Origin of the sequence: Streptomyces sp. NBC_01551 (genome assembly GCF_026339935.1) — a bacterium.
In the GTDB taxonomy this organism is placed as follows: Bacteria; Actinomycetota; Actinomycetes; order Streptomycetales; family Streptomycetaceae; genus Streptomyces.
On sequence record NZ_JAPEPX010000001.1, the window covers coordinates 491,591 to 510,018 of the forward strand.

The 18,428-nt window shown below is 75.0% G+C and carries 14 protein-coding genes and 1 pseudogene; 8 read left to right on the forward strand and 7 right to left on the reverse strand.

All coding sequences use genetic code 11. From position 1 onward, the window contains the following. Positions 1-11: 11 nt before the first annotated feature. Positions 12-1,685, reverse strand: a complete 1,674-nt coding sequence (gene lnt, locus OG982_RS02045; RefSeq protein WP_266790285.1) for an apolipoprotein N-acyltransferase — start codon at positions 1,683-1,685, stop codon at positions 12-14. A gap of 44 nt (positions 1,686-1,729) precedes the next feature. Beyond that, positions 1,730-2,245, reverse strand: a complete 516-nt coding sequence (locus OG982_RS02050) for a hypothetical protein (protein WP_266790283.1) — start codon at positions 2,243-2,245, stop codon at positions 1,730-1,732. Between the two features lie 115 nt (positions 2,246-2,360). Between OG982_RS02050 and OG982_RS02055 the strand changes: the two genes are divergently transcribed. Together OG982_RS02055 and OG982_RS02060 are read left to right on the forward strand one after the other, a co-directional pair. After that, entirely contained in the window at positions 2,361-2,846 is a 486-nt protein-coding gene (locus tag OG982_RS02055) for a VOC family protein (RefSeq protein ID WP_266947784.1), read from the forward strand. A gap of 241 nt (positions 2,847-3,087) precedes the next feature. Continuing rightward, positions 3,088-4,005 (forward strand): ADP-ribosylglycohydrolase family protein, encoded by a 918-nt coding sequence (locus tag OG982_RS02060; RefSeq protein ID WP_266792278.1) that lies wholly within the window; start codon positions 3,088-3,090, stop codon positions 4,003-4,005. On the opposite strand, the gene OG982_RS02065 is transcribed toward OG982_RS02060, so the two are convergent. Both OG982_RS02065 and OG982_RS02070 read right to left on the reverse strand, forming a co-directional pair. After that, on the reverse strand, positions 3,981-5,630 hold the full coding sequence (locus OG982_RS02065) for an ATP-binding cassette domain-containing protein (protein WP_323139218.1): 1,650 nt from the start codon (positions 5,628-5,630) through the stop codon (positions 3,981-3,983). The two genes, OG982_RS02060 and OG982_RS02065, sit on opposite strands and share 25 nt — an antisense overlap. A gap of 137 nt (positions 5,631-5,767) precedes the next feature. Continuing rightward, positions 5,768-6,559 carry a glutamate racemase gene (locus tag OG982_RS02070; protein ID WP_266790277.1) on the reverse strand — a complete coding sequence of 264 codons (792 nt, stop codon included), beginning with the start codon at positions 6,557-6,559 and terminating at the stop codon, positions 5,768-5,770. A gap of 345 nt (positions 6,560-6,904) precedes the next feature. On the opposite strand from OG982_RS02070, the gene OG982_RS02075 reads away from it, so the two are divergent. From OG982_RS02075 to OG982_RS02095, 5 genes are all read left to right on the forward strand, one after another. Further along, positions 6,905-8,083, forward strand: coding sequence for a glycosyltransferase (locus OG982_RS02075; RefSeq protein ID WP_266790275.1), 1,179 nt, complete (start codon positions 6,905-6,907; stop codon positions 8,081-8,083). Positions 8,084-8,329: 246 nt separating this feature from the next. Beyond that, complete coding sequence (locus OG982_RS02080; RefSeq protein WP_266790273.1) at positions 8,330-8,830, forward strand: DUF6643 family protein; 501 nt, start codon at positions 8,330-8,332, stop codon at positions 8,828-8,830. Between the two features lie 101 nt (positions 8,831-8,931). Continuing rightward, positions 8,932-9,756, forward strand: coding sequence for an MOSC domain-containing protein (locus tag OG982_RS02085; RefSeq protein WP_266790271.1), 825 nt, complete (start codon positions 8,932-8,934; stop codon positions 9,754-9,756). Positions 9,757-10,011: 255 nt separating this feature from the next. Continuing rightward, positions 10,012-10,623 carry a hypothetical protein gene (locus OG982_RS02090; RefSeq protein ID WP_266790269.1) on the forward strand — a complete coding sequence of 204 codons (612 nt, stop codon included), beginning with the start codon at positions 10,012-10,014 and terminating at the stop codon, positions 10,621-10,623. A 140-nt stretch (positions 10,624-10,763) separates the two neighbouring features. After that, positions 10,764-13,280, forward strand: coding sequence for a right-handed parallel beta-helix repeat-containing protein (locus OG982_RS02095; protein WP_266790268.1), 2,517 nt, complete (start codon positions 10,764-10,766; stop codon positions 13,278-13,280). Here OG982_RS02095 and OG982_RS02100 read toward each other — a convergent pair. Beyond that, positions 13,252-15,685, reverse strand: a pseudogene (locus OG982_RS02100) (hypothetical protein). The gene OG982_RS02095 and the pseudogene OG982_RS02100 overlap by 29 nt on opposite strands. Before the next feature lie 193 nt (positions 15,686-15,878). Here OG982_RS02100 and OG982_RS02105 point away from each other — a divergent pair. Further along, positions 15,879-16,370, forward strand: coding sequence for an SRPBCC family protein (locus OG982_RS02105; RefSeq protein ID WP_266790266.1), 492 nt, complete (start codon positions 15,879-15,881; stop codon positions 16,368-16,370). A 213-nt stretch (positions 16,371-16,583) separates the two neighbouring features. Here the strand turns inward: OG982_RS02105 and OG982_RS02110 are convergent, their stop codons facing one another. Beyond that, on the reverse strand, positions 16,584-17,090 hold the full coding sequence (locus OG982_RS02110; protein WP_266790264.1) for a hypothetical protein: 507 nt from the start codon (positions 17,088-17,090) through the stop codon (positions 16,584-16,586). 88 nt (positions 17,091-17,178) lie between these two features. Then, positions 17,179-18,324, reverse strand: coding sequence for a PLP-dependent cysteine synthase family protein (locus tag OG982_RS02115; protein WP_266790263.1), 1,146 nt, complete (start codon positions 18,322-18,324; stop codon positions 17,179-17,181). Positions 18,325-18,428 lie beyond the last annotated feature (104 nt).

The following is an 18,428-nucleotide window of genomic DNA, read 5'->3' on the forward strand; positions in this document are numbered from 1 at the left end:
CGACCGCCGGCTCACGAGGCCGTCGGCGCCTGCGGGCCGGCAGCGCGCCGGGACCGGATGCGCCGGGTCAGGACCCAGCCGAGCCCGCCGCCGGCGATCGCGAGCAGGACGTACTCGGGCAGCGGCCCGAAGCGGGTGGCCGGGGTCTCGGTGGAGCGCAGCGGGATCTCGGCGACGAGCGCGTCGGCGGTGAACATCTCGGTCTGCGCCACGATCGTGCCGTCGGGGCGGATCACGGCGCTGACGCCGCTGGTGACGGGGACCAGGACGGTCCGGCTGTGCTCGACGGCGCGGATCCGGTCCATGGCGAGCTGCTGGTAGGTCATCTGGGACCGGCCGAAGGTGGCGTTGTTGCTGGGGACGGCGATGACCTGGGCGCCCGCCCGGACCGTGGAGCGCACGGCGTCGTCGAAGGCGGCCTCGTAGCAGGTGACCATGCCGACGCCGCTGCCCGCCATGTCGAAGACGCCGGGCTCCTTGCCGGGGCCGAAGTCGCGGCGCACCCGGTCCACGTCGGCGCTGAAGATCCGGACGAAGGAGCGCATCGGCATCCGCTCGCCGAAGGGCTGGATCTTGCGCTTGTCGTAGGTGTCCGTGGGGCCCTTGACCGGATCCCAGAGGATCATCGTGTTGCGCAGCGGCCCGGTGTCGGGGGCCAGTACGGAGCCGATCGCGACGGGCACGCCGATGGCCTTGACCGCCTTGTCGATGACCTCGTAGGCGTCGGGCTGGGTGAAGGGGTCGATGTCGGAGGAGTTCTCCGGCCAGACCACGAAGTCGGGCTTCGGGGCGCGCCCGGCCTTGACGTCCTCGGCGAGTTCGATCGTGCGCTTGGCGTGGTTGTCGAGGACCGCGCGGCGCTGGGCGTTGAAGTCGAAGCCGGCACGCGGGACGTTGCCCTGGATCACGGCGGCGACGGCGGTGCCGTCCTCGGCGGAGTCGGAGACCAGCGGCCGGGCGGCGAGGGCCGCGCCGATCGGGGCGGCGACGGTGAGGGCGGCGAGGACGGCGGTCGCCCGGCGGGGGTGGTCGCGGGCGATGCGCAGGGCCTCGTAGAGCCCGAATCCGCACAGGACGACGGCGAAGGAGAGCAGCGGGGTGCCGCCGAGGGCGGCGAGCGGCAGGAAGAGGCCGTCGGCCTGGCCGAAGGCGAGCTTGCCCCAGGGGAACCCGCCGAAGGGGGCGCGGGCGCGCAGGGCCTCGCCGGCGATCCAGACGGCCGCGGCCCACAGCGGTCGGCCGGGGAGCCGGCTGACGAGGGCAATACCGAGGCCGGTCAGGCCGATCAGGAGCGCTTCGAGCGTGACGAGGGCCAGCCACGGGACGGGGCCGACGCCCTCGCTGGTCCAGACGAGCAGCGGCAGCAGGTAGCCGAGGCCGAACAGGAAGCCGAGGCCGAAGCCCGCGCGGGCGCGGCGGCCGTGGAGGCAGCCGGCGAGCAGGGCGAGCGCGAAGGGCGCCAGCCACCACAGGGGGCGGGGCGGGAAGCTCGCGTACAGCAGCGCGCCGGCGAGGACGGCCAGGACGGGGCGCGCGAACCGGGCGACCGCACGGGAGCCGGTTGCGCTCCGCTCGCCGACGGGCGGCTCGACCCCGGTCCCGGGCTCGGGCGCGAGGTCGGTGCTGGCTGCCGCGGAGGGCTGCGGGGGCTCGTTCCCGGCCGCGCGGGTGACACTGCTGCTCATCTGGCGGAGTGTACGTCCCCGCCTGCCGGAGACCGGTAAACGCCTCAGCGGGCGAGGGCGCGCAGATGCGTACGGATGACCCGGACCGCGTTCTCGGCGTCGTCGACGGTGACGGTGAACAGCTTCCCGTCGTCGAGACGCAGCTCCACTCCCTCGCCCCGCCGGACGATCACGGCGGTGCCCTTCTCGGGGCGCCAGCGGTAGCCCCAGCCGCCCCACTGCTGGGGGGTGATCCGGGGCACGAACTCGGCCGACGTCACCTCCGCCAGCGAGATCCGGCGGCGCGGCAGCCCTATGTGGCCGCAGCGGACCACCAGGGCCTCGGAGTCGACCGTGACGGCGACGTGGACGAAGGCGAGGGTCCCGTAGAGGATGAGCAGGCCCACGGCGAGGCAGCCGATCACGGACATCAGCAGCGGGGCGATGCCCCCGGTCCACGAGGAGCCGACGGCCAGCGCGATGCCGAGCGCCAGACAGGCCGCACCGGCTGCGGCGAGCAGCCACTGCGCGCGGTTGGAGGCCCGGCCCGTCCACAGCGGACCAGGGGGGTGCACCGTCATGTGTAGCAGCGTACTCACGTTCCGCATGGCCGCCACCGCCTCTGCGCCGGTCGGTTCAGCAAGCCGCCTGCCGACGGTTGACCTCAAGCGAACTTGCGGTTCTACGGTCACGAACATGACCACTCACGAGGCAGTACAGACGGCCGTTCCGGAGCGCTACCGCACCGCCGTGGTGTCACACGTCATGGTGTCCGACGCGGACGCGGCGATCTCCTTCTACACCGAGGCCTTCGGCGCGACCGAGGAGTTCCGGCTGGGCCACCCGGAGGGCGGAGTGATGCACGCCGAGATCCGGATCGCCGGGGCCGTCCTGATGCTGGGCGACGTCTCCGAGGGCCCGTTCGCGGCGCCCTCGGCGCTCGGCGGGACGTCCGTGGCCCTGCACGTCTTCGTCCCGGACGTGGACGCGCTCACCCGCAGGGCCGTGGCGGCGGGCGCCGAGCTGGTGCGTGCCCCGGAGGACCAGTTCCACGGCGACCGCAACGTCATCCTCCGCGACCCCTTCGGACACGTCTGGGTGTTCATGACGCACCTGGAGGACCTCTCCGAGGAGGAGCTCGCGCGTCGGCTCGCGCAGGCGCAGGCACAGGCACAGCCCTAGGCGTAGGCGTAGGCCGAGGGCCGCGGGGGCTTCAGCCGGCCAGCAGGCTCACGAGCACGTCGCGCAGGGCGCGGACCGGCTGCGCGACGCGGCCGTCGCGGTGCCGGCGGAACGGCGCGATCCCGCACCTGCTGACCGGGGCCCCGCAGACCCTCGCCGCGGCCGGCCTCGACGACCTGGAAGGCTTCGCACGCGCGGTGCTGGCCCGCGCATACCCCGAACCATCCGAGGAGCAACCGTGATCACCCGACTCGACCGCGCCGTGGGCGCCGTACTGGGCTCGGCCGTCGGCGACGCGCTGGGCGCTCCCTACGAGTTCGGCCCGGCCGGGGAGTTGACCGCGCGCGGCGCGGAGATGTGCGCGGGCGGCGGCTGGGATCCGGGTGAGGCCACCGACGACACGCAGATGGCGGTCCTGGTCGGCGAGTCGCTGCTGGAGCACGGCGGACTCGAACTCCCGGATGCCTTCGGGCGGTTCCAGCGCTGGGCGGCCGGACACCCCAAGGACATCGGGCTCCAGACGGAGGACGTGCTCACCAACGGGCAGCCCTGGGACCTGGCCGCCGCGGTGCACTTCCAGGTCAACTCCCGTGCTGCGGGCAACGGTTCGCTGATGCGGGCCTCCACCTCGGCGGTGTACTTCGCCGCCGCCGGGCGGGATGAGTCGATGGACGCCGCCCGGCGGATCTCGGCGCTGACGCACGGCGACCGGGCCGCCTGGGAAGGCACCGCGATCCTGCACGAGCTGGTACGGGTCTGCCTGGACGGCTCCGATCCGCTGGCCGCCCTCCCCGAGGCGCTCGACGCGGTCCACCCCGACCACCGCGAACGGTACGGCCGGGTGCTCGCCCCCGACTGGCATCCGGGCCTGGCCACCGAGTTCAACGGGGCGGTGTGGCCGTGCCTCGGCTCGGCGGTGTGGGCGCTGCGGACCACCTCCGGGTTCGCGCAGGCCGTACGGGCCGCCGTTGACCTGGGCGGCGACACCGACACGGTGGCGGCGGTGACCGGAACCCTGGCCGGCGCCCGGTACGGACAGGCCGAGATCCCGGTGGAGTGGACGGCCCCGCTGCACGTACCGCTGCCGGGGTTCGGGGACCGGGTCCTGGACGCGGCGGCGCTGCGGGAACTGGCTCAGCGGCTCGCGGCCGCGGGCTGACCGGCGCGCGGCTGACCGGTCGCGAGGTCGCCCGCCGCCGGGGCCAGCTCCAGGCGGCGGCCGCGGAAGGCCGCGCGCAGCCGGCGGTCGTGGGTGACGAGGATCAAGGTCGCGGTGAACCCGGCCAGGGCCGCCTCCAGTTCCTCCACCACGGCGGGGGCCAGGTGGTTCGTCGGCTCGTCCAGCATCAGCAGGTCCAGCGGCCGCGTGACCAGCCGGGCCAGCTCCAGCTTGCGCCGCTGACCGGCCGAGAGGGCGCGGACGGGTCGGGTCAGGTCCGCCGGGCGCAGCAGGCCGAGGGCGGTGACCCGGTCGGCGTACTCCGGGCCGAACACCTCGACGGTGGAACGGGGTTCGCTCACCCAGGGGTCGTCCTGCCGTAGCAGCCCGACGCGCTGCGGTACGCGCACCGCGCCTTCCCCCGGGGCGAGTTCACCGGCAAGCAGGTGCAACAGGGTCGACTTCCCGGCGCCGTTGGGGCCGGTGACCAGCAGCCGTTCGCCCGCCGCGAGCCGGAACCCGGTGGGCGCCAGCCGCCCGGGCAGCGCGAGTCCCGTCGCCTCGACGACCCCGGCGGAGCCGGCCGTGAACCGGCCGGTGAAGCTGAGCGGCCGGGGCGGCGGCGGTACCGGGTTCTCCGTCAGGCGGTGCAGTCGCTCGCGGGCCGCCCGGATCCGGCTCGCAGCGCCATGGGTGCGGGACCGGGCCCGGAACGCGCCGGCCCCGCTGAAGCCGCGCGGCAGCTTGCGGGGGATCTCGCCGAAGCGCCCGATGCTGGTCTCGGCGAGCCGCTCGGCGCGGCGGAACTCCTCGCGCCATTCCTCGTGCTCCCGCTCCCGGCGGGCGCGGTCGGCGGCGCGGGCGGTCAGGAAGCCGGCGTAGCCGTTGCCGTAACGGCGAACGGTGCGGTGGTCGTGGTCCACCTCCAGGATCGTGGTGGTGACGCGGTCGAGGAAGAGCCGGTCGTGGGTGACGGCGACGAGGGTGCCGCGGTGGGCGCGCAGCCGGTCCTCCAGCCAGCCGACGGCCTCGTCGTCGAGGTCGTTGGTGGGTTCGTCGAGCAGGAGCAGCTCCGGTTCGGCGGCGAGGGTGGCGGCGAGGGCGAGGCGGGAGCGCCGGCCACCGGAGAGCGCGGCGAGCCGGCGGTCCGGGTCGAGCGCGGTGCGTTCACCGAGGCGGCGCAGGACGGTCGCGACCCGGCGCTCGGCGTCGCGGCCGCCGCGCGCCTCGTAGGCCGCGAGGAGGTCTCCGTAGGCGGCGAGCCCGTCGGGGCCGGCCTGCCGCAGTTGCGCCTCGGCGGTGCGGATGCGGCGTTCCAGGGCCCGCAGGTCGGCGAGGGCGAGGTCGATCACGTCGCCGACGCGGGCGGTCGGGGGGAGGTCGAGCGCCTGCGCGAGGTGCCCGACCCCGCCGGGCGCGGTGACGGCGACCCGCCCGTGGTCGGGCCGTTCGGCGCCCGCGAGGAGCCGGAGCAGGGTGGACTTCCCCGATCCGTTGTCCCCGACGACACCGACCCGCTCGCCGGGCCGGACCGTACGGCTGACGCGGTCCAGGACGACGTGGGTGCCGTAGCGCTTGGTGACGTCGGACAGGACGATCTGGGTGGCGGCAAGTGGAGCACGCAAGGGCAATCCCTCTCCTCGACGGCAACGTGAAGAGACGAACCGTCTCGTCTCGTGACGACCTTAAACGAAGACCAGGAGCCATCGCAAGACGTTTCGTCTCGTCAGCGCGAGCGCGTGCATGCGCGTGCGCGCGCGGATCACCCGACGGGCGCGTTCTCCCCGACGAGCAGCCGGCCCTCGGCGTATCCGAGCGCGGCGGCCGGGAGCTGCGACGGGCGGCCGCTGAGCAGCACGGTCAGTGCGCCGGTACGGGGCAGACCGGGCTCCGGCAGTGCGCCGAAGCGGCGCAACGCCTGGACGGCGACCGGTTCGGCGGAGCCGTGGAAGACGAGCTCGGTGCCGCCGGTCCGCTGGGCCAGGGCGGCCCGGATGGGCTCCTCGACCAGCTCGTAGTGCGTGCAGCCGAGCACCACGTCGGTGACGTCCGGCGGGGTCAGCGCGGCGGCCGCGGCGACGGCCCGTACGACCGCCTCCTCGTTCCCGTACTCGACGGCGTCCGCGAGACCGGGGCACGGCACCTCGGTCACCTGGACCCCGGCGGCGAAGTCCCGGATCAGCCCGCGCTGGTAGGGGCTGCCGGTGGTGGCGGGGGTGGCCCAGATCGCCACCCGGCCGCCGGAGGCCGCGGCGGGCTTGATCGCCGGCACGGTCCCGATGACGGGGATCCCCGGCTCCAGCTCGGCCCGCAGGTTCGGCAGGCTGTGCACGGAGGCGGTGTTGCAGGCCACGATCAGCGCGTCGGGGCGGTGCGCGGCGGCGGCCCGTGCGACGGCGACGGCCCGCTCGGTGAGGTCGGCGGGGGTACGCGGCCCCCACGGCATTCCGTCGGGGTCGGAGGAGAGAACCAGATCGGCATCCGGCCGCAGCCGCCGCATCGCGGCAGCCGCCGCGAGGAGGCCGATCCCGGAGTCCATGAGGGCGATCTTCACCTGGTCACCTTAATCGACCGGACCCGAAACCCCAGCTTTCCCCACCCCCGGCGCCCTCGTCCCCGCCGGCCCGTCCCGGCCCCGCGGCAATCCCAGCCCCGTCGGCGTTTGAGGCGCGGGGTCCGGGGCCGCGCCCCGGCAGCGGCGCCGCACCCGACACCCCACCACCCGGCCCCGCCGACCCCGCCGGCCCGTCCCGGCCCCGCCGGAATCCCAGCCCCGTCGGCGTTTGAGGCGCGGGGTCCGGGGCCGCGCCCCGGCAGCGGCGCCGCACGGGCGGGGATCCGTCGGCGGGACACCCCCGAGGAGCGAGACACGCGCCCCCCGCTTCGGCACACTGCCGCAATGGGCCTCCTCACCACCGCCGCCTACGTCTCCCTCGCCGCCTGGCTCTGGCTCACCCTCGCCCAGGGCATGTTCTGGCGCACCGACGTCCGCCTCCCCCCGCGCACCGCCCCCGCCCACTGGCCCTCCGTCGCCATCGTCGTCCCGGCCAGGGACGAGGCCGAGGTGCTGCCACGCAGCCTGCCTTCCCTGCTCGCCCAGGACTATCCCGGCGACGCCGAGGTGATCCTGGTCGACGACGGCAGTACGGACGGCACCGCCGCCCTCGCCCTCCGCCTCGCCGCCGCACACCCCGGACTCCCCCTCACCGTCGTCTCCCCCGGCGACCCCGAACCCGGCTGGACCGGCAAGCTCTGGGCGCTCCGACACGGCATCGCCCACGCCCGCCGCACCCCGCAGGGTCCGGACGGGCCCGAGTTCCTCCTCCTCACCGACGCCGACATCGCCCACGAGCCCGACAGCCTCCGCGAGCTCGTCGCCGCCGCGACCACCGCCCACCTCGACCTCGTCTCCCAGATGGCCCGGCTGCGCGTCGCGAGCTTCTGGGAGCGGCTCGTCGTCCCCGCCTTCGTCTACTTCTTCGCCCAGCTCTACCCCTTCCGCCGGATCAACCGCCCCACCGGCCGCACCGCCGCGGCCGCCGGCGGCTGCGTCCTGCTGCGCACCGAGGCCGCCGTCCGCGCCGGCGTCCCCGACTCCATCCGGCAGGCCGTCATCGACGACGTCTCCCTCGCCCGCGCGGTCCGCCGCAGCGGCGGCCGGATCTGGCTGGGGCTCGCGGAGCGGGTGGACAGCGTGCGCCCGTACCCCGCCCTGAAGGACCTGTGGCGGATGGTCTCGCGCAGCGCCTACGCGCAACTGCGCCACCAGCCGCTACTGCTGGCCGGGACGGTGGCCGGCCTGGTCCTCGTCTACCTCGTCCCCCCGGCCGCCCTCCTCGCCGGCCTCGCGGCCGGCCCGCCGGCGGCCGCCTGGGCCGGGGGCCTGGCCTGGCTGCTGATGGCCGGCACCTACCTGCCGATGCTGCGCTACTACCGGCAGCCCGCCGCCCTCGCCCCGCTGCTGCCGTTCACCGCGCTGCTCTACCTGCTGATGACCGTCGACTCCGCTTTCCTTCACTACCGCGGTCGCGGGGCCGCCTGGAAGGGCCGTACCTATGCCCGCCCCAGCGACGCCTGAAACCGTGCGGCAGCCCCTGAAGGGGCGTCATCCGAGGTCACCGCGTTGTGACGCTCCGTCAACAGCACGTCGGTGCAACACACAACCAGTGAGCACGAGAGGTATCAAGATGGGACGCACGTGACGAAACGTGCACGTGAACGTGAAGTGAAAGCTGAGGCCCTGACCTGGGAATATGCAGGTCAGGGCGGTGTTGACGAGCCCTCGCTATGGACCCCGTGAAGTCGTGGGCTTAACTTAGGTCCCATGACCTCCCCCCGCTCCACTTATGGCGGCGGTTACTACTCCGCGCCCTCCTTCCCGGACACCCCCATCTACGACTCCCTCGTCGCCGAACGCGGCACCCCGCAGATCGCCCCGATCCGCGTTCCGGCCGCCTACGACTCCCCGAGCGCCGGTTACTCGAGCGGTGGTTACCTGCCGGCCCTCGCCTCCGCCCTGCCGGCGCTGCCGGCCGCGCTGCCCCCGGCGATGCCGCAGCAGCAGGCCCCGGCGTACGGGTACCCCCAGTACCAGCAGCAGGCGGCGCCGCAGCCGATGCCGCTGCAGAACGCGCCGGCCCCGTACATCCCGCAGCAGCAGCCGGTCCGCGCGGGCTACGTCCCGCAGCCGCAGCAGCCCCGGCCGGTAGCCGCCGCCACCGGGTACGAGGCGATGCGCCCGGCCGCCCCGCGCCCGATGCCGACTCCGGCACAGGGCGGGTACGAGGACCCGTACGGCCGCCCCTACCAGGGACGCGGCTACTGACGGCGGGCCGCCGGGCGGTCTGACAGGAGGCTGACGGGCGCTGCGACGGGCGGGCCGATACTCCCTCGGTCCGCGCCGGGGTCGCCTGGCAAGATGCCTCCATGGCGAATTTGTATGTCCAGGCCCTCCATGTCCATCCCGTCAAGTCGGTAGCGGGGACTGCTCCCGACGAGGTGGCCGTGGAGCCCTGGGGGCTGTCCGGGGACCGCCGCTGGGCGGTGGTCGACAGCGAGGGTGCGGTGATCACCCAACGCCAGCAGGCGCGGCTGGCCTTGGCCTCGGCCCGTCCGCTGGAGGGCGGCCGGGTCGCGCTGTCCGGTCCGGGCATGGCGGAGCTGGTCGTGGAGGTGCCGGAGCCCGGGCCCCTGGAGCCCGTCGTGCTGTTCGGCAAGAAGGTCGAGACCGTCGTCGCGGCGAGCGCCGCGGCCGACTGGTTCTCCGCGTACCTCGGGCTCCCGGCCCGGCTGGTGCACATGGACGACCCCGCCGTGCGCCGGCCCGTCGACCCGGACTACGCCCTGCCCGGCGAGACCGTGAGCCTGGCCGACGCCTACCCGCTGCTCCTCACCACCCTCGCCTCGCTGGACGCGCTGAACCAGCTGATCGCGCAGGGGGACCATCCCGAGGAGGGCCCGCTCCCGATCGATCGGTTCCGCTCGAACGTGGTGGTGGCGGGGGCCGAGGCGTGGGCCGAGGACGGCTGGCGGCGGATCGCGATCGGCGACGCCGTCTTCCGCGGGGTGCGCGAGTGCGGGCGGTGCATCGTCACCACCACCGACCAGAGGACGGCGGAGCGCGGCAAGGAGCCGCTGAAGACCCTGGCGCGGCACCGGCGGATCGGGAAGTCCCTCGCGTTCGGACGGCAGCTGGTGCCGGTCCGGCTGGGCACGGTACGCGTGGGCGACGAGGTACGCGTGCTGGAATAACACCTTCGAGGGGCTCCGCACGCCTTCTGGAACCAACGTGCCCGACCACGCCGTTGGAGCTTTCGGAACGTGTGGACACTCAGGTGGAATCTCGCGTGGAAGTCACGTGAATCTCACGACGAGACGGTGCGGGGGAACGTGCACCGGATCGGGTGACACATGTCCCGCGCGTCCCGGAATGCGCGTCCGCCGGGCGTGCGGGAGGCTGGGACGCGCAGGCAGGCGGAGGCTGGCACAAGTAGGGGGAGCCGGACCGTGTGGACAGCACTGGGTGTGTGGCGTTGGCGGCGCAATCCGCTGCGCCGGCCGACCGATCTCTTCGAGGCGTGGGTGGCGTTCGCCGCGCTGCTGTGCTTCCTGGTGGTGGCTCCGGCCATCGGCTGGGTGGCGGGAGCGCAGGTGGACGGAACCCTTCAGCGGGCCGCGCGCGAACAGCGGCACGAGCGGTACCTCGTCCCGGCCGTGGTGGTCCGGCCTGGCCCGGCGCCGCTGCCCGGGGCGTCCGCCGATCCGTCGGCGCAGCGGCAGACCCCGCAGCGGACGCGGATCGTGGCCGCGTGGACGGCGCCCGACGGCAGCAGCCACGAGGGCACGGTGCCGGCCGCGGAGGAACCGCCCCGCGCCGGCGACCAGTTCCGGATATGGACGGACACCCGGGGCCGGGTGGTGGGGCAGCCGCTCGACCCGTCCTCCGCCTCGTTCCACGCGGGTACGGCAGGCCTGGCCGCCGCCCTCGCCGCGGCCGCTCTGGTGGAGACGGTCCGGCGGCTGGTCGTACGAAGGCTCATGCATCGGCGGTACATACGGCTGGACCGCGCCTGGGCGGCGGCCGGCCCGGACTGGGGCCGGGCGGGCGCGGGCAGCTGACCTGGCAACTCCCCGGCCCCGCGCGCGCTACGGTGGAGAGCCAGTTCAGTCGCTTCAGTCGCTTCGGCCGCTTCGGTGGCTTTTGAGCGGCTTCCGTCGCTTCGGCAGCGCGAGTACGAGGGTGGGGGCACGACAGCACCATGGCTCAGGGCACGGTCCAGGTGACGCACGGCGGGGCTTCTCGGTGGCGGCGCCGCTCCGGTGAGTATCCGACACTGGCGGCCGCGCTCGCCGTCGCGGGCGACGGGGACGTGCTGTCGATCGCCCCCGGCACCTACCGGGAGAACCTGGTGCTGAACCATGCCGTCACCCTGCGCGGGCCGGAGGGTTCGGTGGGGTCGGTGCGGATCGCCCCGCTCGACGGGGTCGCGCTGACCGTCCGCGCCTCGGCCGTGGTGCAGGACCTGCACGTGGAGGGCCAGGACCGGGCGGCGCCCGCCGTGCTGGTCGAGGACGGCTCCCCCGAGCTCACCGACCTGCGGGTGAGCACCCGCTCGGCGGCCGGCATCGAGGTCCGCGGCGGGGCCCGGCCGCTGGTGCGGCGCTGCACCGTGGAGAACCCGACCGGGGTCGGGATCGCCGTACTGGACGGCGGCGGCGGGGTGTTCGAGGAGTGCGAGGTCGTCGCCGCCGGACAGACCGGCGTCTCGGTGCGCGGCGGGGGCCATCCGCGCCTGGAGCGCTGCCGGATCCACCACGCGACCGGCGCGGGCATCGGCGTGACCGGCGAGGGCTCCGGCCTGGAGGCGCTGGGCTGCGAGGTGTACGAGATCCGGGGCACCGGAGTGCAGGTCGCCGCCCGCGCCGCCGCCCGGCTCACCGACTGCTCGGTGCACCGCACCTCCGCCGACGGGGTCACCCTCGACACCGACGCCGTACTCACGCTCGCCGGGTGCGACATCCACGACATCCCGGAGAACGCGGTCGACCTGCGCGCCCGTTCGGTTCTCACGCTCAGCCGCACCACCGTCCGCCGGTTCGGCCGCAACGGCCTGTCGGTGTGGGACCCGGGTACCCGGGTGGATGCCGAGTCCTGCGAGATCCACGACAGCACGGGCGACTATCCGGCGGTGTGGATCAGTGACGGGGCCACCGCCTCGCTGGACTCCTGCCGGGTCCACGACGTGCCGGACGCGGTGTTCGTCCTCGACCGGGGCTCGCGGGTGGACGTGGTGGACAGCGACCTGTCCCAGGTGCGCAACACGGCCGTCTCCGTGAGCGACGGAGCCACCGCCCAGCTGGACGACTGCCGCATCCGGGAAGCGGCGACGGGCGCCTGGTTCCGCGACCACGGCAGCGGCGGCACGCTCGCCAACTGCACCATCGACTCCGTGCAGACGGGCGTGATCGTCACCAAGGGCGCCGATCCGTCCCTGGAACGGTGCGTGGTCAGCTCCCCCGCCGAGGCCGGGTTCTACGTCTCGGCCGGCGGCCGGGGCACCTTCACGGCATGCCGGGTGACGGGCAGCTCCGGCTTCGGCTTCCACGTCATCGACGGCTGCCGCACCACGCTGAGCCGCTGCCACACCGAGCGCTGCGCGCGCGGGGGTTACGAGTTCGCCGAGGACGGACCCGTCGCCGAGGAGTGCACAAGCGACGAGTCGGGGCCGCGTCTCGCCGCCCAGTCGGCTTCGGGCGGCGGGTCCGCCGGGGAGCGAGCGGGCATCCGTACGGTCACCGCGGCCGCGGCGCGGAGCGGGCCGACGGCGCCGGAGGTGCCCGCACCACGCCCCGCGGGCCGGCCGGACCCGACGGCGGCCGCGACGACCGGAACGGCGGCGGGAACGGCTGCGGGAACGGCGGCCGGCCGGGGCTCCGGTGCGGTACTGGGGCAGCTGGACGCGCTCGTCGGGCTGGACAGCGTCAAGCGGGAGGTCCGCGCGCTCACCGACATGATCGAGGTCGGCCGGCGGCGGCAGCAGGCGGGCCTGAAGGCGGCCTCGGTGCGCCGGCACCTGGTCTTCACCGGCTCCCCCGGCACCGGCAAGACCACGGTGGCCCGGCTGTACGGGGAGATCCTCGCCTCCCTCGGCGTGCTGGAGCACGGCCACCTGGTCGAGGTGTCCCGGGTGGACCTGGTCGGCGAGCACATCGGCTCCACCGCCATCCGCACGCAGGAGGCCTTCGACCGGGCGCGCGGCGGGGTGCTGTTCATCGACGAGGCGTACGCGCTGGCGCCGGAGGACTCGGGCCGGGACTTCGGGCGCGAGGCGATCGACACCCTGGTGAAGCTGATGGAGGACCACCGGGACGCGGTGGTGGTGATCGTCGCCGGGTACACGGCGGAGATGGACCGGTTCCTGACCGTCAACCCGGGGGTGGCCTCCCGGTTCTCCCGGACCATCACCTTCGGCGACTACGGGCCCGGGGAACTGCTGCGGATCGTGGAGCAGCAGGCGGAGGAACACGAGTACCGGCTGGGCGAGGGCACCTGCGAGGCGCTGCTGACGTACTTCACGGAGCTGCCCAAGGGCCCGGCCTTCGGCAACGGCCGCACCGCGCGCCAGACCTTCGAGTCGATGGTCGAGCGGCACGCGGGACGGGTGGCGCAGCTGTCGGAGCCGACCACGGACGAGCTCACCCTGCTGTTCCCGGCGGATCTCCCGGACCTTCCGGTGCCGCCGGACCTCACGGTGCTGCCGGCGGGGGCCCGCTGAGGCCCGGGGGCGGCTCCGGCGGGCTCTGAGCAGCGCCGGGCGGGTCCTCGCGCTGGTGCGGTACGTCGGCCCGCGCGGCGGCGGCCAGCCGTGCGAGGAGCCGGTCGCGCTCGGCGGCGAAGGCCGGGTCCGCCTGGTAGGCGGAGTGCCCCAGGATCGGCGCGGGCAGCGGGTGGCGGGCGCTGCGCCCGTACGCGATCGGGTCGGCGAGCGGGCCCCGGTCCACGTCCGCGCCGGCGTCGGCCAGCACCGGGCCGCCGATCGGGTCGGTGGCCCGCCACAGGTTGCGCCAGCAGTCGACCTCCCCGTGCAGGGCGGCCAGCGGGCCCGGCCCGAAGTACGCCGGGAACCAGCGCCCGTAGAGCCGGCCGAGCGGCGAGCCGTACGTCAGCAGCGCGACCCTGCGGCGGACCGGCGGCGGCAGCTGCCAGACGGCGGCGGCCGCGAGCACGCTGCCCTGCGAGTGGCCGGAGATCACCAGACGGCCGCCGGTGCGCCCGGTCCAGCCGGTCATCCGCCAGGTCAGGTCGGGGACGGCCCGCTCGGCGTAGCAGGGCGGGGCGAACGGGTGGGCGGCGCGCGGCCAGAAGGTGCCGACGTCCCACAGGATGCCGATGGTGCGGCGGGCGGCGGCGTCCCGGTAGGCGCGGCGGCCCCAGGTGACGAACACGGCGATGCCGAGGCCGATGAGCCACGCCCCGGCGTCCTGCGCGGCGCGGGCGGCGCCCTCCAGCAGCGGGTCCGCGCCCCGGGCCGCCTCGCCCGGGACCCGTCCGGTGAGCCAGGCCCCCGCGAGGGCGCCGGCGCCGAGCAGCAGGGTGATCCCGGAGACGGCTCCCACGAACCAGGGCGCGGAGTCGGTCAGCGCGGCGGCGGCCCGGGCCCCGGCGATCCGGCGGCTGCGGGCGGTGTCGGGCACCTCCCCCGGGTACTCGGCGGCCACGGCCCGGGCGAGCCGGCGTCGGGAGCCCGGCCCCGCGCACGGTGAACCAGGCAGCGAGCAGCGCCAGTACGAGGAGCAGCGGGGGCAGTACGGCGGCCTGCCAGGACAGCAGCACGGGCGGCCCGGGCAGCGGGGCGCCGGCCATGCCGGGGGTGGCTCCGCCGTCGAGCCAGTCGGCCACGCGCTGCGCGACCCCGCCGGACATCACCCCGCCGAGCGCGCAGCCGAGCATGGCGACGGCGGGCCCGCCGAGGCCGCGCAGGGCGGCGGCCGGATCGGGTGCCCTGCGGTGGAGGTGGCCGGCGACGAAGGCCAGGGCGAGCACGCCGCACCCCTGAGCCAGCATGATCACGCCGAAGGCGAAGTCCCCGGGAAGCCGCCCGGCGGAGTGCCAGCCGGGGCGCGACCAGCAGGCGTGCCCGAGGACGAGGACGAGCAGCGCGAGGGCCCCGCCGGGCAGCAGGGTGACGGCGGCCCGGTCGAGACGGTGGTCGGGGCGGGCCTCGGTGCGGCCGCGTCGGCACACGACCCAGGCCACCGTGACGGCCCCGGCGGCGAGCAGCGCCTCGACGGCCCACCCGAAGGCCTCCAGCGCGGGGACGCCGGCCCGGCGGTCGTGGCGGGCCACGGGTGCGGCGACGGCCGCCGCGACGGTGAGCAGCCCGGCGGCGGTGTGCGCCGCGCGCAGCCGGGCCACGAGGCGGCGCCCGTACCAGAATCCGGGGCGGCCGAGGGCGGGCGCGGTGTCGTCCAGGGCGTCCGGGTCGCCGGTGCCAGAGGGCGGCGGCTGGGATTCGTAGGCGCTCCACGTGCGGTTGGACAGGAACCAGAGCAGCCCGGTCAGCGCGGCCGGGACCAGCGCGCCCAGCGCGAGGCGCCGCCCGGGCTGGCCCCACCAGCCGCCGTCGGCGGAGAGGAATCCGAGCCAGGAGCGGGAGCCGGTGCAGGCCGAGGAGCCGGCGCACTGCCAGGCGAGGAGGTCGAGCGCGACCTCGCAGGCGGCGGCGATGAGCAGGGCGGTGAGGCTGAGCGCGAGGATCCGGACGAGCAGCCCGTACGCCCGGACGGCGCGCGGTGATCCCCCGGCACCGGTCTCGGCGGCGGGCGCCGGGGCGGGCGTGGAGGCGACCCCGTTGCCGGACGCGGAGGTTGGCGCGGCCGGGCGGGCCCAGTGGGCGAGGTTGACCACCATGAACGGCAGGAGCAGCAACCACAGCGCGCGGGTGCCGTTGCCGGAGGTCAGGCGGGACCAGCAGTAGGCCTCGGGCACGGGCCGGCCCGCGTACCGCTCGGGGTGGGCCTCGGCGTCGGCGTCCTCGGTGCGGCGGAAGACGGCGGCGGTGGAGTCTCCGGTGACGCGGACGGTGCGGGGATCGCCGAGCAGCTCGTCGGGCCCGGCGCCGGCGACGCCGTGGACGAGCAGTTCCAGTGCGAGCGGATCGGGACGTACGGGGGTGCTCAGAGCGGGGGTGTTGAGCGCGGGGGCGTTCAGTGCGGGGGCGTTGAGCGCGGGGGTGTTCAGTGCGGGGGTGTTCAGTGCGGGGGTGTCCGGCACGGCGGCCTCCTGCGTGCGGTCCCGGCCGGTACGGACTTCTGACGGGAGCTCGGCTATGGTGCCCGCACACAGGCCGTGTCACACCTCAGGGGGTACTTCCATGGCTCGCCGACTCCGCCCCGTGGGGCTCGACTTCATCGAGGTCGCCCCGGTCCGGCACGTCTTCACGGCCGAGGTCGCCGCCGCGCCGGAGACGGTGTACCGGGCGCTGGCGGAGGAAGTCGAGGGCTGGCCGCGCTGGTTCAGGGCGGTGACCGTGGCCCGGCCGACGCACGGCGGCGCGGGCCGCGAGGTCAAGCTGGTCGGCGGGGTCCGGTTCCGCGAGACGATCATGGCCGCGGACCCGGGGCAGCGCTACGCGTACCGGGTCGACGAGACCAATGCCCCCGGCATGCGGGCCCTGTTGGAGGAATGGCGGCTCACTCCCTCGGGCACCGGAACCCGCGTCCGCTGGACCTTCGCGACCGACGGCCCGAAGCCCTTCCGGCTGGCCCTGGCCGCCGCCCGCCCGGGCCTCGGCCACTCCTTCCGCCAGGCGGTCCGCGCCCTGGACACCCGCTTGGCGACCCGCCGCGCGGCGGGCGACCGCTAGGTCGTGTCATGACCGGAAAGGTTGCCGGGTCGCGGTGTCCGATGCGGTGCGGCGCGAGGCGGAGGGCCGCGGCTCGTACCGGACGTACTCGCGCGGCCCGACGGCGCGGCGAGGCGCGGCGCCGGACGCCGCGGGCCTGACCGGCGCCCCTTTGACGACGGGACCCAGGGGGGTCCCTTCCCGGGCAGACCGCGTCGGCAGGACCCCGGCCGCTCAGGCGATCGGGCGCTTGCGGGCCTGGGCGCCGAAGCCGGCCGCCTCCCACACCCGGGAGCGGAACTCCAGCAGGCTCAGGGCCGGTTCGCCCGAGACGTGGACCATGCCGCACCGGCCGCAGTACCAACCGGCGGACCACACCCGGTCGGCGGGACCGCGCCCGGCCGCCGCGCGTCGCGCGTAGCGCCGGTCGATCAGCCGGTCCACGAGGACCAGCAGGACGCCCAGCACCAGTGCGGCCCCCGCGATCCACGCCAGGTGGGTGTGGGGCGGGTCGACGACGAGGCGGGCGTCGCCGTTGCCCTGCGCCACCAACCTCCGCGCCGACTCCCGGTCGAACCACTTCCCCGCGACGGCGCCCCAGATGGCGATGCCGATCGAGGCCAGGATCAGCACCGTGCCCAGACAGGACCGGCCGACCTCCGACGGCTCGGGCGGGGCCGGGGCCAGCGCCGTCGCCAGCGCCGAGTTCTCCTCGCGGGTGACGGTCTCAAAAGTCCGCACAGCGTAGCCAGCCGGTTCCAACCGGACCAGGGGTGCGGCGCGTTCGGCCCGCCGCGTCCGGCCGCGTCCGGCCCCGCCCGAGCGCCGGTCAGGCGACCGGCTCGCGCCAGTCCCCCGTCGTCAGGAGCGTGTCGAGGGTCTTCGCGTACGGGGCGATGTCGAGGCCTTGCGCCGCCAGCCACTCGTCCGAGTAGTACTTGTCGAGGTAGCGGTCGCCCGGGTCGCACAGCAGGGTGACCACGCTGCCCGTGCGGCCCTCCGCGACCATCTCCGAGACGATCTTCAGGGCGCTCCACAGGCCGGTGCCGGTCGAGCCGCCCGCCTTGCGCCCGATGGCCTGCTCCAGCGCCCGGCACGCGGCCACGCTCGCCGCGTCCGGCACCTTCATCATGCGGTCTATGGCGCCCGGAACGAAGCTCGGCTCCATCCGCGGCCGCCCGATGCCCTCGATGCGCGAGCCGCAATCGCTGCTCGCGTGCGGGTCGTTGTTGGTCCAGCCGTCGAAGAAACAGGAGTTCTCCGGGTCCGGGACGCAGATGCGGGTGTCGTGCTGCATGTAGTGCACGTAGCGCGCGATGGTCGCGGAGGTGCCACCGGTGCCCGCGGTCGCCACGATCCACGCGGGCTCGGGGTACCGCTCCAGGCGCAGCTGCTGGTACATCGATTCCGCGATGTTGTTGTTGCCGCGCCAGTCCGTCGCGCGCTCCGCGTACGTGAACTGGTCCATGTAGTGGCCGCCGGTCCGGGCCGCGAGGTCCGCCGACTCCTCGTACATCTTCATGGGGTCGTCGACGAAGTGGCATGCGCCGCCGTGGAATTCGATGAGGCGGCACTTCTCCGGGCTGGTCGTCCTCGGCATGACCGCGATGAACGGCACGCCGATCAGCTTGGCGAAGTACGCCTCTGAGACGGCGGTCGAGCCGCTGGACGCCTCGATGACCGGGCGGCCGGGGCGGACCCAGCCGTTGCAGAGGGCGTACAGGAACAGGGACCGGGCGAGGCGGTGCTTGAGGGAGCCCGTGGGGTGGGTGGACTCGTCCTTCAGGTAGAGGTCGATGCCCCAGGCCTCGGGGAGCGGGAAGCGCAGCAGGTGGGTGTCGGCGGAGCGGTTGGCGTCCGCCTGGACCTTGCGGACGGCTTCCTTCAGCCAGGCGCGGTAGTCCGCGTCAGTGCGGTCGACGTCGACGGTCGTGACCGTCGCGCCGGTGCTGCGGGTGCTGCCGGTGGTGCTCATGCGCCGTGCTCCTTCGTGCGTGCGTTCGCCCCCTGCTCTCGCAATGTACCTCCCTCACCTGCGCAAACAGTCACTTTGGGTATCTATGCGGATCGCTTTAGGCC

Coding starts and splice junctions, on each gene's coding strand:
- OG982_RS02105 (WP_266790266.1), top strand. CDS start 15,879: ATGGCTCGCCGACTCCGCCCCGTGGGGCTCGACTTCATCGAGGTCGCC.
- OG982_RS02080 (WP_266790273.1), top strand. CDS start 8,330: ATGACCTCCCCCCGCTCCACTTATGGCGGCGGTTACTACTCCGCGCCC.
- OG982_RS02075 (WP_266790275.1), top strand. CDS start 6,905: ATGGGCCTCCTCACCACCGCCGCCTACGTCTCCCTCGCCGCCTGGCTC.
- OG982_RS02115 (WP_266790263.1), bottom strand. CDS start 18,324: ATGAGCACCACCGGCAGCACCCGCAGCACCGGCGCGACGGTCACGACC.
- OG982_RS02085 (WP_266790271.1), top strand. CDS start 8,932: ATGGCGAATTTGTATGTCCAGGCCCTCCATGTCCATCCCGTCAAGTCG.
- OG982_RS02095 (WP_266790268.1), top strand. CDS start 10,764: ATGGCTCAGGGCACGGTCCAGGTGACGCACGGCGGGGCTTCTCGGTGG.
- lnt (WP_266790285.1), bottom strand. CDS start 1,685: ATGAGCAGCAGTGTCACCCGCGCGGCCGGGAACGAGCCCCCGCAGCCC.
- OG982_RS02055 (WP_266947784.1), top strand. CDS start 2,361: ATGACCACTCACGAGGCAGTACAGACGGCCGTTCCGGAGCGCTACCGC.
- OG982_RS02050 (WP_266790283.1), bottom strand. CDS start 2,245: ATGACGGTGCACCCCCCTGGTCCGCTGTGGACGGGCCGGGCCTCCAAC.